This is a genomic window from uncultured Campylobacter sp., assembly GCF_963517995.1.
In the GTDB taxonomy this organism is placed as follows: domain Bacteria; phylum Campylobacterota; class Campylobacteria; order Campylobacterales; family Campylobacteraceae; genus Campylobacter_A.
On sequence record NZ_CAUQHQ010000002.1, the window covers coordinates 1 to 14668 of the forward strand.

Here is a 14668-nt window from a genome sequence, read left to right on the forward strand (position 1 = left end):
AGAATACGAGCAAAATCGTCAGCATTTATAGAAAAGCGGTTTAACCGCGATTTATTAGGAGTATGTTGGGTTTGCGACTTTTAGGAATGCGGCAATATTTCCAGCTCTAGATTAGGTGATTGCACTATATTTGCCTTGCCGAGTATTTGCTAAATTTAGCTTAGGATGCAAATAAAATTTCTGGATTATCGCGGTTGGAGCGCGAGGGGTGTCGATTTGACAGTTTCTCATAGTAGATGAGGCGTATTATCTTAAGATCTTGGTTGGGCAAGCTAAAAGTAGATACTGTTTATGCGGCTTAGCGATATACCGGATAAAACGGCGGCGGCTTGAAAAATTAAGCCCCGAGCTTAAAATTTCGCCTAAGGTCATAAAAGCAACTCTTAGCTTAAGACAAAAGCCTTCGCCTAGTGAGCAAAAACTAAAGACGAATTCGGCTAGCTAAGAAGTAGGCTAAAAAGCAAAGGCCTGCGCGTGAATCCTAGGGTAAATTTTCTTGCTTCCAAAAAGCCCTTTGATCAAAATGCGCTAAAAAGCTAAAACGCAAAATGGCGAGCTAAAAAGCAGTCCGCCAAGCGTAAAGGCGGACTAAAACAAAAGCTACCGATAAACCTCACCGTCGATGATCGCCATAGTTTTATTGTCCTTGCCCAGCGGCGGAGCGTAGAAAAAGCTGTGACGAACGACCGTACCGTCGTCGTATTTTAGCGTTAGCTCGCCTTGATCGAGCGTGTATGAGCCCTCATCGCTGCGCGATTTTGAGCTGCCCCCGTCTATGCTGCCGCCTGGGGTACCCGAGGTTGCCATAGCATACGACGATCCGCCCGAGCTAAAGCGCCCTTTGCCGTCAAAGCAGTAGTATCCGCTCACGCCTACGCTCACCGTATCGCTGCCACCCGACCAGCCGTACAGGGACGACGAGCTGTCCTTGCGAAACGAGAAGCACTCTTTTGGCATTTGGCTTGAAATTTGTGCCTGAAACATATAGTACCCCGTACCGATTGAGTTCCACAAAAAGGTGCAGTCGTCGTTCTCGCAGTAGTAGCTCGTGTCGTAGTCGTCGTTGCTGGTTATCGTTAGGATGCCGTCTTTGATCTTATACGTGCCGTCGATGCGCGTGCGCCAGTCGGGCTTTTCTAGGCGGCTCGCGTAGGTGCCGTCGTCGCGTAGGTAAAAGGAATAATCCTCGCTCGTGTTTAAAAGCATGTTAAATTTCGTACCGCCAAATACCCCCGAGCCTTTTTTGCTCGCCCCGGCGCTACTGTGTTTGACGCTAGAGTCCTTTGCGGGTTCTGCGGACTCGCCCGAATTTGAGTTTGACTTGTTTGCTTTTGCCTGCGCGCTATTTGCGCTTTTCTTAAAGACGAACAAGACCTCTTGCCCGTCCGCGACTTGTTTGTATTCGAGCATGCCCTCTTTTAGCCAAAACTCGCCCAGCCCTTTAGCGCTAAGCGCGTATTTGCCGCCGCCTAAACTTTCGTAGCCGCTTTTGCCCGCGCTATTGTTGCACGAACCGTCCGGGTTTACGCCCACGATGCCTACCGTCGCTTCATCGCCGCCGATCTCAAAAAACGAGTCGCCGAAGCACTTTTGCCCCGCGACTTTAAAGCTCTGCCCCTGCGCCTTTAGCGAGACTAGCTCCCATCTGCCTTCTAAATCGCTTAAATTTGACCCGCCGAGGCCGGCTTGATTTACGGCACCGTTTACGATGCCGGCTAAATTTACCTCGTCTTTTTTAAAGGTAAATACGATTTCGCCGCTGTCCGTGCCTTGTTTGTATTCTATCGAGCCGTTATTTAGCCGTAGCTTGCCGCCGCCAAGCGAGTATCTGCCGCCGCCTAGGCTTTTTAGAGCGAAGTTTTGTTCGGCTTTTTCGCATGAGCTGTCGCCCGCGCTACTTAGGCTTAGGCGCGCGTTATCGCCGCTAACCTCGATAAAAGAGTCTTCGAGGCACTTTTGGCCTGCCGTTTTAAACGTCTGTCCCTGCGCCGTAACCGAAACGATGCTCCACCTGCCGTCCAGCTCGCTAGCGCTTAAATTTAACCCGAGGCAAAGCGCCGCGAGGATTGCGAAAAATTTAAATTTAGCCATGTTTTTCCTTTCATAAATTTAGTCTTGGTTTGCGCGAACCCATCTGCAAATTTACCGAATGCGGCAAATTTGCCCTGGTTTTGCTACTCGTCTAAAAAATATATCACGCCGTCGACGACCACTCCGCCCGCTTTTCCTTCGCTGGTAGGCGGAATGTAAAAAAAGCTATGTCGCTGCGTCCGTCCGTCGTCGTATCTGAGCGTGAGTTCACCGCCATCCAGCGTATATGAGCCCGTGCTACTGCTAGATCTTGTTCCGCCGCCGCCCACATTGCTCATGGCGGCGGAGGAGTAGGCCCAACTGCCGTCCCTGAAGCGGCCTTTGCCGTCGAAGTCATAGTGCCCGCTCACGCCTCCGCCAACGATATCTGTGCCGCCCGAGGCGTTGTAAAGGGACATGGAGCCAACGGAGGTGAATGAGTAGCTGCCCTTTGGCACCTCATTCAAGATTTGAGCGTTAAAGAGATGGTATCCGCCGTCGCTCAACAAAAACGTGCAATCCGCATTCTCGCAGCTATATATGCTTTGCTCGCCGTCGTTGGCGGTTCGTACGATTTTTTTGCCGTCTTTTTTATACGTGCCGTCGATGCGCGTGCGCCAGTCGGGCTTTCCTAAACGGCTCGCGTAAGTGCCGTCGTCGCGCAGATAAAAGGATATGTCGGTATTGGTGTTTATGAAGAACCACTTGCCCGCAAACACGCCCGTGCCTTTTTGGGTGGCTTTTGCGTCGCTGTGTTTTACGCCAGGGTCTTTTGCGTTTGCTGCTTGATTTGCGCTTGAGCTTGATCTGGCTTGCACTGAGCCGCTTGAACTTGCCCCGCCTGCACGTTTTTTGAAGGTGAATACGATGTCATTGTCCGCCTGCCTGTATTCGAGCGCGTCGCCCTTTAATCTAAATTCGCCCGCATCTTTATCGAGCGCGTATCTGCCGCTGCCAAGGCTCTGATAGCCGCTGCTTCCCGCGCCCGTCTTGCACGAGCCGTCGGAATTTGCCGCCACGATGCTAACAGTCGCTTTGCCGCCCGCAATCTGAAAAAACGAATCTTCAAAGCACTTTTGGCCCGCCGTTTTGAACGTCTGCTCCTGTGCCGTGACAGAGTCGATCTCCCATCTGCCCTCTAGCTCGTCCGCGCTCAAATTTGAGCCAGTTGCCGTTACCGCAACTTTGTTTGCGGCCGCGTCTTTTTTGAATGAAAAAACGATAAATTTGCCGCCGTCTAAGGACTGTTTTACCTTTAGTGCGCCTTCTTCTAGCCAAAACTCGCCGATAGGACCCAGCGCGTATTTGCCCGCGCCTATGCTTTTAAAGGCGTAGCTTGCCGCGCCGCTTTTGCACGCGCCGTCCTCGCCTACGGAGCTAAGGCCTAGCTTTGCCTCGCGACCGCTAACCTCGAAAAACGAATCTTCAAAGCACTTCTGCCCCGCCGTTTGCACCTCCTGCCCGTCTATGTTCGCCGAGACGATGCCCCACCTGCCCTCCAGCTCGCCAGCGCTTAAATTTAAGCCAAAGCAAAGCGCCGCAAGAGCGGCAAAAATTTTAGATTTAACCATAATTTTCCTTTTCGGTAAATTTTATGAAAAACGGTGGCTGATTTTAGCATCTAAGGATAAATCTACGAGAATTTAATCAACGAAAAACGAAAGCAAGCTCGGCTTTTTGCGGCAAATTTATCGCTTTGCGCCTATTTTATCCCGCGGTTGTCGTAAATCGGCGTAAAAGCGTTTTGCAAAGCGGTTAAATTTATATTTCGCAAGATCTCGGTATCTAGGCTAACTTAAGCCTTTACGGGGCGATATAAATTTGAGCTAAAACGCGCGGCGAGATATCTTTAATCGGCGCTAAATTTAGCGGCTAAAGCGCTTTTTAAAGTCTAAAAATACGCCTGTAAATCGCGTTATCGATATCGCCGTCGTCCAAAAACTCCAAATAATCATTTCGCATCTCCTCGCTCATAGTGTAAAAAGGCGAAACGGGCAGCAGGCACTCAAACAGCGACGCACCGCCGCAAAACGCGCTGCCACCGTCGCCGCCTTTAAAGTATATCGGCTCGCTAACAAGCTCGACCGAGTAAAGATCAAAGGCGATGAATAGCCCGAATAAATTGGGATCAAATAGCGAAAATTTCGGACTTTCGGGCTGATTAACGTGCGGTAGCGCTACCTTGTCGGGATCAGGCTCGTCGCCGAAACGCCAAAGCGTGCGCGCTCCGCATCCGGCTAGGTATTCCCACTCGTCCTGGTTTGGTAGGCTAAAGCCGTTCTTGCGTAAATTTGCTTCAAGCTCCTCGTGCGCGACATCGTCAAACAAAAACGCGCGAATCTTGCCGTCTTCGCGAACCAATTTTATCGCGCTCCAAACCGTCATTTCAGAAATATCTTTGTCTTTACCGCGCGAAAAATTCTCTATCTCGTTTGCGTAAATTTTAAGCCTTTCGTCGCTTAAATCTACCTCGTACCAGCTAAGCTCGGCGGGTTTTCTTTCGGCTAGCATAGCGGGGATTTTGACGCGGTGAAGCGGCGAGGTTTGTTTCGCTACGAATTCGCGCAGGCTTTGATCCTCGGGGCAGTAGTCGCATTGTTCTTTAATCTCTTTTGCCGAAATTTCATCTAAAACGGCAAAATCATCCCAGCCAAGCTCGGGCTCGTCCCCCGGGATAAAAACGAACTCGCTCCCCTCAAAATCAAAAATGCCCGTCTCAAAGCTATGCTCGCCGCACGCAAATTTGCTTAAATTTAGAAATTTAAATTGCCGATATGCGGCGGATATTTTTAGCATCGCGTCTTGTTTTTCGTTGGAATTTAGCTTTTGAAATTCTGCTTTGTTCATCTTTTTTCCTTTTAAGATTTAACGCATTTTAGCGGACGAATCTAAAAAATATTTAAATTTGGACGAGCGACGCGGCTAAACTCGGCTTTGAGTTAGGCGACAAGCGATAAAATAGGTTAAAAACTGTTTGCGAGTTAAAAACAGGGAAAATTTAAAAATCAAAAAGAAGGAAGCGAAGCGGTAAATTTAAAAAGAGCCCGGAAAACGGGCTCCTATTTTAATGCAGTTTAGACCAGACTTTGCGTTTCCAAAGCCATCCGAAAATGCCGAAAATCAAAAAGTAGATCATCGCATTTATGCCTAGGCTTTCGCGCTCGGCCTTTTTAGCGTCGCCGGCTTTTTGTATGTAGGTTACGATCTGATCCTCGCTAGCCTTGCTTAGCCCCACGCGAGGCATCGCAGTGCCTGGCAGCATCTTTTGCGTATCGTTTATAAATTTATGCAGATATTCATCGCCCTTTGAGCGAATCATCATCGATAAATCGGGCGGGTTTGAGCCCATGTACGCGGCTAAATTTACGCGGTTGCTTAGCGCGTATTTGTTTTCGTATTTCATGTCGTGGCATCTTTGGCATGCGTCGCGAAATACCTGCTCGTCGCTGACTTCTTTAGGCGCGATAGACTTTAGATACGCGACTATATCGGCGATCTCGGCATTTGGATCTTCTCCGCCCGCTCCGAAAAAGGCCGGCATCGGATAAGGCTTTTCGTCGTTAAATTTATGCGTTAGCTTTAGCGCTTTAGTCGGGTCTTTTATAAGAGCCGCTAGGAAATGCTCGTCGTATATCGCCCCTGCAGTACTAAGATCGGGCGGTACGACGCCGTGAGCTTCGCTAAGCTCGGCGGCGCTTAGAGCGTTTGGTATACCTGCGGCCTCTACGCCGTGACAGCCCGAGCAGCCCGCGTTAGCAAAAGTTTCAGCGCCTTTAGCGGCGTCTCCTTTGGCTAAATTTATAGTTTTTACTTCGTTCCAAAACGCCGTGTAGTCCTCAAGAGATTTTTTTGCTTCTTCTAAATCTTTTTTCGCTCCGGCGATTTTCTTTTCGTCGTTTAGAGCTTGCGCGGCTTCGAGAGCTTTTTGTCTGGCTTCTACTACGGATTTAGCTTGAGCTACGTCCTCTGCGCCCAGGTCGTAGTCAGCTGCGGCTACGTGCGGATGCATGACGCTATGTGCGTAGGGCTCTATGCCCCAGTACGCTACGCCAGCAAGCGCGACTATGATTATAAAAATTTTTAGTTCTTTCATTTCATCGCTCCTTTTTTCTCAAGCGTCGTTATGATAGGCAAGACTACGAAAAGTAGGATAAAAAACGCTATCGTCGAGAAAAAGCCTATCCAAGCGTTTGAAATGCCTAGCGTTACGCCGTCGGCAGGCAATTTGCCAAAAATCGTGAGGATAATCATATCAACGATTAATAGCCAAAACCATACGAAAAAGCCCTTTCTCTCGTGAGCCGGAGCCACGACGTCGCTTCTGTCGTAAAGAGGCATGAAAAATAGCGCCACGCCCGCGATCGCAAATGCTATAAGGCCGATATTGTAGGCTTTAAATCCGAGAATATCGAAGAAAAATCCGCGTAAAATTTCATACTGCCATAAGAAGTACCACTCAGGATAGATGTGCGGAGGCGTTTTTAGCGGGTTGCCCGGCTCGAAATTTATCGGATCCATCGCAAAGTCGAAATGAAAGCACACGAGATAGAAAAAGAAAATCATGAAAAAGCCGATATACATGAAGTCTTTTGCCAAAAAGCCCGGCCAAAACGGAATTACTTTCGCGTTTTTCGTGTCGCCGCTTAGGTATTTTTCGGCTTCTACTTCAAAGTCTATCTCCTCGCCCGTTTCGTTATTTACGTGCGGAACGCGAAGCGTGTAAAAGTGTATCGCGACGACTGCTATAAGCACGATCGGCAGCAAGCAGACGTGAAGCATAAAAAATCTCGTCAAAGTCGGATCGCTAACGGCGTAGTCGCCTCTGATCCACTCGACTACCGCATCGCCGATAACCGGGATGCCGCCGAATAAATTCGTAATAACCATCGCCGCCCAGTAGCTCATCTGACCCCAAGGCAACATATATCCGCTAAACGCCTCGGCTGAAAACAGGATGAAGAGCAACATACCGCTTACCCAAATCATCTCGCGACCTTTTTTATAAGAGCCGTAGTAAATCGCCGTAAAGGTGTGGATGTAAATTATGAGAAACACGACCGAAGCCGCAACCGCATGTATGTGACGCCATAGCCAGCCGTACTCGACCTCTTTCATTATGGTCAAATTTACGCTGTCAAAGGCTAAATTTATATCCGGTTTATAGTACATAACTAGCATAAATCCGGTAAAAATAAGCAACGCAAAAAGCGTCGTGAGTATAACGCCCATCGCCCAGAGGAAATTTATATTTTTCGGTATCCAGTATTCGCTGACGAGGACTTTCATTAGCTTATTTAGCGCGATCCTTTGATCCAGCCAGTCTAAAACACCCGTTGATTTTCTGATGTGCATCTTCCCCTCCTTACGCTTGAGCCGTTAGTTTTTCGTATTCGGGGCTGGTCTCGCCCAAAACGAGTTTCGTGCCGTCTATCTTAAACGGCGGTATGTCTAGCGGGCGCGGAGGAGGGCCGAAGGTATTTACGCCGTCTGCGTTAAATTCGCCTCCGTGACAGGCGCAAACGAAAAGTTGCTTGCCCGGTTTCCACTCCGGGATGCAGCCAAGATGCGTGCAAAGCCCGATCGCCACCATATATCTAGCGCCGTCTACCACGACGTCGCGCTTGTCGTTAGGCGCCATCGAAGCGTCTTTTTTTAGGATAAATATCGGCTTTTTACGCCACTCTATTTGGCGCATCTCGCCCTCTTTCATCGGGCTGAGATCTACGGTCGTAAATCCCGCCGCCTTAACGCTAGGAAGCGGATCCCAGGTCTTTTTGACGGCTACGAGGGTCGCCGCGCCGCCGACTGCGGCCACCGCCCCGAACGCCAAACCGATAAAATCTCGTCTTTCTTGTTTTACGGACATTACCTTCCTTTCAGCAGTTTTTTAAAAAATACTCGCCATTATACTCTTATGAAAATTAAAATTTTATTTTTCCTGCAAATAGTTTAGATATTTAAATTATTTTTTAAATAATCATTTACTATTTTGCCTTTTTGAGGCTTTTGCGGGTAAAATTCTGGAGTAACCTGGCTTTGACAATTAAATTTTATGCTTTGCGGGTCGGCTAAATTTAAATTCGGTTTTATTCTTTTTGATTTACCCGCTCCGCAAAATTTAACGCCGAGCGGCTTTAAATTTACGCCGTCAAATTTTCCGTTTTTAGCGGATGATGATTGGTTAAATTTGGTTTAAAGACGGTCTTTATTCAATAATTCGTCTCGCGCCTCAAATGAAATTTTTATTTACGAAGGCGTTTGATGACGAATTTATAGTTATCAATGAGCAAAACGAGCAGGCGGCAATGCTTAAACTAGCATAATTTCGCCAAAAACGATTAAAAATAACGCTGAACGCAAAAATAAGCATGATGGACGACAAGATAAACGCCGCATGTAAAGCATAATCTTTAACGATTAACGGCCCTTGTCGTAATCTCTCGCAAATCTTATCGCGACGAGATTTACTAAATTTGAACTTTGGCAATCGCTGCGGGCGTTTGAATTTCGTCTGCGCCGCTCAAATTTACCCCTTGTCAAGCTTAAATTTAGGCTAGCGTTTTGCTTTGCCAAGGGGCGCTAAATTTACCCGCGCTCGTTCATCTTTATATAAATGTGCAAAATATCTATCGCTGCGGGCGTGATACCGCTAATCTCGCTGGCGGCAAAAAGCGTAGGCGGATTAAAGGTTTCCAGCTTTTCGACCACTTCGTTGCTTAGCCCGCTGATACCGCGGAAGCTAAAACCCTCTGGGATACGCACTTGCAGCATATCTTTCATGCGCTCTATTTGGCTTTTTTGCTCGGCGATATAGTGCTGATACTTCGCTTCGACTAAAATTTGCTCCAAGCTCGCCTCGTCCATGCCGGCGAAAATTTCGTCTAAATTTTGCAGCTTTTCGCGCGTGAAGCTCTTGCGCGCTACGATTTTTTGTAGGCTTGCGTTTTGGCTGATTATGTCCTCGCCCAGGCTTTCTAAAAGGGCTAAATTTTGCTTTGAGGGCGTGATTACGGTCTGGTTTAGATACGCTAGCCCGCGCGCTAAATTTTCGCGGATTTTCTCGACTCTCTCATGCGTTTTAGCGTCTATTAGCCCAAGCTCTCGTCCGTAGCCGCTAAGGCGCAGCACGGCGTTATCCTCGCGCAGCAGCAATCTATACTCGGCGCGCGAGGTAAACATGCGGTAGGGCTCTTTCGTGCCTTTGGTGACTAGATCGTCGATCAAAACGCCGATGTACGCCTCGTCGCGGCGCAGCACGAGCGGCTCTTTGCCCTCAAGCGCGAGAGCGGCGTTTATGCCCGCCATCAGCCCCTGCGCCGCGGCCTCCTCGTAGCCCGTGGTGCCGTTTATCTGCCCTGCGAAATAAAGCCCGCCGACGAGCTTGGTTTCTAGGCTGTGTTTTAGCTGCGTAGGCGGCGCGTAGTCGTACTCGATCGCATAGCCGTGGCGCACGATGCGCGCGTTTTCAAAGCCCTTGACCGAGCGTAGCATCGCTACTTGCACGTCGTAAGGCAGGCTAGTAGAAAAGCCGTTGATATAGTACTCCGTCGCGCTAGCCGTCTGCGGCTCGATAAAAAGATGATGCCTGTCGCGGTCGCCGAATCTATTTATCTTATCCTCGATACTCGGGCAGTAGCGAGGGCCTACACCTTCTATCTGCCCTGTAAAAAGCGGCGCTTTGTCGAAATTCGAGCGGATAATCTCGTGCGTAGTCTCGTTCGTGTAGGCGATGTAGCAGGGCAGCTGCGTAGGCGCGAAGTTCTGCGTACGGAAGCTAAACGGGACGGGATTTGCGTCTCCGTCTTGGACTTCAAGCGCGCTAAAATCTATGCTTTTAGCATCCACGCGGGGGCAGGTTCCCGTTTTTAGCCGTCCTAGCGTAAAGCCGTGATCTCTTAGGCTTTGGCTTAAATTTACCGAGCTAAATTCACCCACGCGGCCGGCTTGCAGCTTATTAAATCCGACGTGAATTAGCCCGTTTAAAAAAGTGCCCGTCGTGATGATGAGTTTGCTAGTTTTATACTCGTTGCCGAGGTGGGCTTTTACGCCAGATATTTGCCCGTTTTTCGTTAAAATTTGCGTCGCGATTTCTTGCGTGACGTCAAGATTTGGCGTATTTAGCAGTAAATTTCGCATATAGACGCGGTATCTATCCATATCAATTTGAGCGCGGCTGCCGCGAACGGCGGGGCCCTTGCTCTCGTTTAGCACGCGAAACTGTATGCCCACGGCATCGGTCGTTAGCCCCATTTGCCCGCCCAGCGCGTCGAGTTCTTTTACCAGATGGCCTTTGGCTAGGCCGCCCACTGCGGGATTACAGCTAGTCGCACCGATTTGCTCGGCTAGGATGGTGATTAGCAGGGTTTTTTTGCCCATTCTTGCGGGAGCTAGGCTAGCTTCGATACCCGCGTGACCGCCTCCGACGACGATGATGTCATATTCTTGCATTAAATTTACCTTTAAATTTTTGGCGGATTTTATCTAAAAACAGATAAAAATCACGCAAATTTGCCGATTAAAATAGCGAATTTATCTTAGGCCGCGCGTTTTGGGCCGGCTTGGCCGAACGTAAATTTAATCAATTCGGACCGCAAACCTAAGAGGCGTAAATTTAGTATTAGTTATTACGAGTTCAAATTCGTAAGAGCCAAACTTTTAAAATTTATACTTAAATTTTTACTTAAGCTTTTTAAAATATTTTAAGACTAAAATGCTCTCTTTTAGTACCTGATAGTTCGTGCGTAATATTTTTATATTCGCATAAGTTTAAAAGAAAGCCTATATTACCGTAAATTTAAAAATAAACTTAAAAATAAATAATTCATAAAAATTAATCTAAAAAATACAAAATTCGTCAGATAGATGACGGAAATAAATTTTTAAAAGTAATAAAATTGCTTCAAGATTTAAGAGTAATCAAGAATCAAAAAACAAGTAGAAGGGAGAATTTATGAAACGACATAAATTTGTGATCGCCGATTACAAACGTTGTATCGGTTGCGCTACTTGCATGGCGGCATGTTTCCGTAGCGCCTATGAGCGCGGCAAGCTCTCAAAGGCTAGGTTAACTGTATTGCGCCAGGCAAAGGGCGTCATGCCGACGCAGTGTCGCCAGTGCGATGACGGTCCTTGCGCGAACGTGTGCCCTACCGGGGCGCTAAGGTTTGACGATAACTACATCGAGCTTCACGAGGAGATTTGTATAGGCTGCAAACTCTGCACTATCGCTTGCCCTTACGGCGCGATAAGCTCGAGCGCCGAGCTCATGCCGTCGGTTAACTACGCGGTAGAGCCCAAATACTACCTCGAAATCGAAAGTCAGGCCGGCGCGAAAAACACCGCGATAAAGTGCGATATGTGCTTCGGGCGCGAAAACGGCCCTGCGTGCGTCGAGGTTTGTCCGACCAGCGCCATCATCATGGTCGATCCTTTGCACAGACATCACAAGCTCGGCAATAAGATCGAGCAAGAGGCCGCTCAGGCTTTCGTCGATAAAATTTTACGCGGAAGCGGAAATTTAAAAGAGCCTCACGTTTTAGCCGATATCGGCGCTCAGGACGTGGACGGCGAGGGCGACGTCATCGTCATCAAGGAGCTTGACAAAACTCCTAGCGAGCAGGCAAGAGAGCAAGCGGCGTCGAATTCGCGCGCTATGAACGACGAAAATAGCGGCGCAAAAGGGGGTGCGAGATGGTAGGCGTGTATCTGCTTTTCTTAGTTAGCGCCGCCGTTAGCATCCTGCTCTACGGCGCTCAAAAATCAGCCGTAAAAATCGGCTTTGGATTAAGCGCGATCAGCTGTTTTTACGCGCTTTGCTACTTTGTGGCGCATATGGGGACGATACAGGGCTTCGCTCTTGGCGGCGATTTTTTGTATACGCCAAAATTCGAGCTAACTCCGCTTGGAAATTTCTTTAGCTTCGTAGTCGTCTTTATCGGCTTTGCCAGCAGCGTCTACGGTATGAGCTATGCGGAGGAATACATAAAAAAAGCAAGCGTAGGCGTTTTTGCCTGTTTGTTTAACCTTTTCATCCTTTCGATGCTTCTAGTTATCAGCGCAAATAACGTATTTTGCTTCGTCGTTTTGTGGGAGCTTATGACGCTTATTTCGTCTTTCCTCATCCTCGTAAACGACGGCAAAGGCACGCTAAAAGCGGTGATGGTGTATCTTGGCATAGCTCAAGTCGGCGCATTTTGTATCACTTGTGGACTGCTAATAATGGCTCACTACGCCGGCAGCGCCGAGTTTAGCAAATTTGCCCACCTAAATATGCCGACTGCGGCTAGCGTCGTCGTGTTTATATTATTCTTAGTAGGATTTGGTAGTAAAGCGGGTATGTGGCCGTTTCACGTATGGCTACCGATGGCTCACCCGGCCGCTCCTTCAAACGTCTCTGCTTTAATGAGCGGCGTAATGATAAAGGTTGCGTTATTTACTCTAGTTAAATTTACGCTTTTCTTGCCTTTAAGCATTTACTTTGGCTTGACGGTTTTGATTTTGGGTGCCGCTAGCTCGCTTTTTGGCGTTCTTTACGCTCTTTGTCAGCACGACTACAAAGCGCTTCTTGCCTATCACTCAGTTGAAAACATCGGCATCATCTTGCTCGGTCTTGGCACCGGCCTATACGGACTAGCCGCCGGAAATACGACTCTTGCCGCGATCGGATTTTTAGCAGGATGCTACCACGTGGTTAACCACGCGATATTTAAAGGACTATTGTTTCTTTGCGCGGGTTCGGTTTTGCACGCTACGCACACTCGCGATATGGACGTGCTAGGCGGCCTAGCTAAAAAGATGCCTTGGACTTCCGTTGGTATGTTTATCGGTATCATGGGTATCGCGGCATTGCCTCCAGTTAACGGCTTCGTATCCGAGTGGTTTACATATCAAGGTATGCTTCAAGGCGCGCTAGAGCAGGGCATCTTTACTAGATACGCCTTTACGCTTTCAGTCGTTGCGCTAGCGCTTACGGGCGTGTTAGTCGGCATGCACCTTAAGCTTTACGCCGTAATCTTTGCGGGAACTCCAAGAGATCAGAAAATTTGGGAAAACGCCAAAGAAAGCCCGATATTTATGGTGCTTGGCATGATAGTGCTAATGATCGGCTGTATAGGCTTTGGTATCGGAGCTAACGTAGTCGTCGGCTACATCCAAACGGCCGTAAATTCCATAGGCGGCGCGGGCGGTTACGTAGCTAGCCACGGTATAAATTTAACCTCAAATTTAGGCAGCGTGGTTTCCACTCCGCTTATAGCTATCATCTTGTGTTCTACTATGGTTTTGCCTTTTGCGATTTTAGCCGTGATGAAAGCAAACCGCGAGAAACCTCGCGAGACCGATCCTTGGGCTTGCGGATTTAAGTACAGCTCTCGCATGCAAATGACGGGCGGTCCTTTTACGGGCGATCTAAGACGCATAATGAACTGGCTATTTAAAGGCGAGAGAAAGGTCGTGACTAAAGGCTATTTTAACCCGGTTGAGTATCACAACCATCCAAAAGATATCTGGTGGGGGCTATTTTATGAGCCGGTGATTAAATTTACCGAAAAGGTCGCTGAAAAAATAGGCATAATGCAAAGCGGCTACACCAATGTTTACGCGCTATATATCCTCATATATCTTTGCGCGATACTAGCGGTTAGCTACTTTTTGATATAGGGGGCGTGAGATGGAAATTTTACAGACTATACTTTTGATGATATTTCAAGTAGTCGTCATCGTCTTGGTTGCGCCCTTGTTTGACGGTATGGCTAGGAAACTAAGAGCCAAACTGCAATCAAAACAAGGTAGCGATTTTTTCCAGACGTATCGCGACATCATAAAGCTTTTTAGACGCGGTAGAACCGTGCCTGCATGCTCTCATTGGGTATTTAGGCAGGCTCCGTTTTTCTTGTTTGCTACTTCGGCGGCGATACTGGCGGCTATTCCTATCACTTATAGTAAAAGCACGATTTTTGGAGCGTATTCGGATATATTCGTGATTCTTTACCTAGGCGCGCTACTTCGCTTTGTTTTCGGCGCTGCTTCTATGGATAGCGGCAACCCGTTTGCGGCCACCGGCGGCGGTAGAGAGCAGATGCTAGCCGTCTACGTAGAGCCCGTTATGATAATGTGCCTAATCGTCGTTATGCTTGCAGCCGGAACGTCAAATTTAGTAGAAATCCAATCAATGGTAAAAAGCGGCCAAATCGGATATCAGATCCCAAGCTTTGCGGTTGCTTCGATAGCGTTTTTGTGGTGCATATACGTTGAAACTGGCAGAAAGCCTTTTGACCTAGCAGAAGCCGAGCAAGAGTTGCAAGAAGGCTTGCTGGGCGAATACGCGGGCTCTGATTTAGGCCTAGTTCAAGCTTCGCTTATCTTAAAACAATTTGCGATGATCGGACTTTTCCTTTCGATTTTCGAGCCGTGGAATTTTAGCAATCCGTTTTTAGCCGTGATAATCTTCGTCTTAAAAACGGGAGTGTTTTACGTAGCGGCCGTGTTTATAGATAACTTTGGACCTAGATTCCAGATGACTTCGAGCTTACGTAAAAACGCTCTAGCTGCTCTAGCTATATCTTTTGCGGCTTTGACGCTTTACGTCGTGGGGGTGTGA

The 14668-nt window shown here is 48.1% G+C and carries 10 protein-coding genes; 3 read left to right on the plus strand and 7 right to left on the minus strand.

Annotated features, from left to right (window positions below; translation table 11 throughout):
* Window positions 1–600: 600 nt before the first annotated feature.
* From RYL88_RS00375 to mnmG, 7 genes are all read right to left on the minus strand, one after another.
* Window positions 601–2091: a hypothetical protein gene (locus RYL88_RS00375; RefSeq protein ID WP_314988481.1), complete on the minus strand. Its 1491-nt coding sequence runs from the start codon at window positions 2089–2091 to the stop codon at window positions 601–603.
* An 83-nt stretch (window positions 2092–2174) separates the two neighbouring features.
* The gene (locus RYL88_RS00380; protein WP_314988482.1) at window positions 2175–3641 is read right to left on the minus strand and encodes a hypothetical protein; all 1467 of its coding nucleotides are present in this window, start codon (window positions 3639–3641) and stop codon (window positions 2175–2177) included.
* 313 nt (window positions 3642–3954) lie between these two features.
* Window positions 3955–4917 carry a hypothetical protein gene (locus RYL88_RS00385; RefSeq protein ID WP_314988483.1) on the minus strand — a complete coding sequence of 321 codons (963 nt, stop codon included), beginning with the start codon at window positions 4915–4917 and terminating at the stop codon, window positions 3955–3957.
* A 217-nt stretch (window positions 4918–5134) separates the two neighbouring features.
* Window positions 5135–6163 carry a c-type cytochrome gene (locus RYL88_RS00390; protein WP_314988484.1) on the minus strand — a complete coding sequence of 343 codons (1029 nt, stop codon included), beginning with the start codon at window positions 6161–6163 and terminating at the stop codon, window positions 5135–5137.
* Window positions 6160–7422 (minus strand): cytochrome bc complex cytochrome b subunit, encoded by a 1263-nt coding sequence (locus RYL88_RS00395; protein WP_314988485.1) that lies wholly within the window; start codon window positions 7420–7422, stop codon window positions 6160–6162. Before RYL88_RS00395 ends, RYL88_RS00390 begins: the two co-directional genes overlap by 4 nt.
* A 10-nt stretch (window positions 7423–7432) precedes the next feature.
* Complete coding sequence (locus RYL88_RS00400; protein WP_295144623.1) at window positions 7433–7936, minus strand: Rieske 2Fe-2S domain-containing protein; 504 nt, start codon at window positions 7934–7936, stop codon at window positions 7433–7435.
* 719 nt (window positions 7937–8655) lie between these two features.
* Complete coding sequence (mnmG, locus tag RYL88_RS00405; RefSeq protein ID WP_314988486.1) at window positions 8656–10518, minus strand: tRNA uridine-5-carboxymethylaminomethyl(34) synthesis enzyme MnmG; 1863 nt, start codon at window positions 10516–10518, stop codon at window positions 8656–8658.
* Window positions 10519–11020: 502 nt separating this feature from the next.
* Here mnmG and RYL88_RS00410 point away from each other — a divergent pair.
* From RYL88_RS00410 to RYL88_RS00420, 3 genes are read left to right on the plus strand one after another with little or no spacing between them, the layout of a single operon-like run.
* Window positions 11021–11767, plus strand: coding sequence for a 4Fe-4S dicluster domain-containing protein (locus RYL88_RS00410; protein WP_314988487.1), 747 nt, complete (start codon window positions 11021–11023; stop codon window positions 11765–11767).
* A complete protein-coding gene (locus tag RYL88_RS00415; protein ID WP_314988489.1) occupies window positions 11761–13728 on the plus strand; it encodes a proton-conducting transporter membrane subunit in 1968 nt (655 codons plus the stop codon). The genes RYL88_RS00410 and RYL88_RS00415 overlap by 7 nt, the downstream gene beginning before the upstream one ends.
* A gap of 10 nt (window positions 13729–13738) precedes the next feature.
* Entirely contained in the window at window positions 13739–14668 is a 930-nt protein-coding gene (locus tag RYL88_RS00420; protein ID WP_295145304.1) for a respiratory chain complex I subunit 1 family protein, read from the plus strand.

Excerpts from the sequence above, each read along its gene's own strand:
- RYL88_RS00380 (WP_314988482.1), bottom strand. The coding sequence starts at position 3,641 with ATGGTTAAATCTAAAATTTTTGCCGCTCTTGCGGCGCTTTGCTTTGGC.
- mnmG (WP_314988486.1), bottom strand. The coding sequence starts at position 10,518 with ATGCAAGAATATGACATCATCGTCGTCGGAGGCGGTCACGCGGGTATC.
- RYL88_RS00415 (WP_314988489.1), top strand. The coding sequence starts at position 11,761 with ATGGTAGGCGTGTATCTGCTTTTCTTAGTTAGCGCCGCCGTTAGCATC.
- RYL88_RS00395 (WP_314988485.1), bottom strand. The coding sequence starts at position 7,422 with ATGCACATCAGAAAATCAACGGGTGTTTTAGACTGGCTGGATCAAAGG.
- RYL88_RS00390 (WP_314988484.1), bottom strand. The coding sequence starts at position 6,163 with ATGAAAGAACTAAAAATTTTTATAATCATAGTCGCGCTTGCTGGCGTA.
- RYL88_RS00410 (WP_314988487.1), top strand. The coding sequence starts at position 11,021 with ATGAAACGACATAAATTTGTGATCGCCGATTACAAACGTTGTATCGGT.
- RYL88_RS00385 (WP_314988483.1), bottom strand. The coding sequence starts at position 4,917 with ATGAACAAAGCAGAATTTCAAAAGCTAAATTCCAACGAAAAACAAGAC.
- RYL88_RS00375 (WP_314988481.1), bottom strand. The coding sequence starts at position 2,091 with ATGGCTAAATTTAAATTTTTCGCAATCCTCGCGGCGCTTTGCCTCGGG.
- RYL88_RS00420 (WP_295145304.1), top strand. The coding sequence starts at position 13,739 with ATGGAAATTTTACAGACTATACTTTTGATGATATTTCAAGTAGTCGTC.
- RYL88_RS00400 (WP_295144623.1), bottom strand. The coding sequence starts at position 7,936 with ATGTCCGTAAAACAAGAAAGACGAGATTTTATCGGTTTGGCGTTCGGG.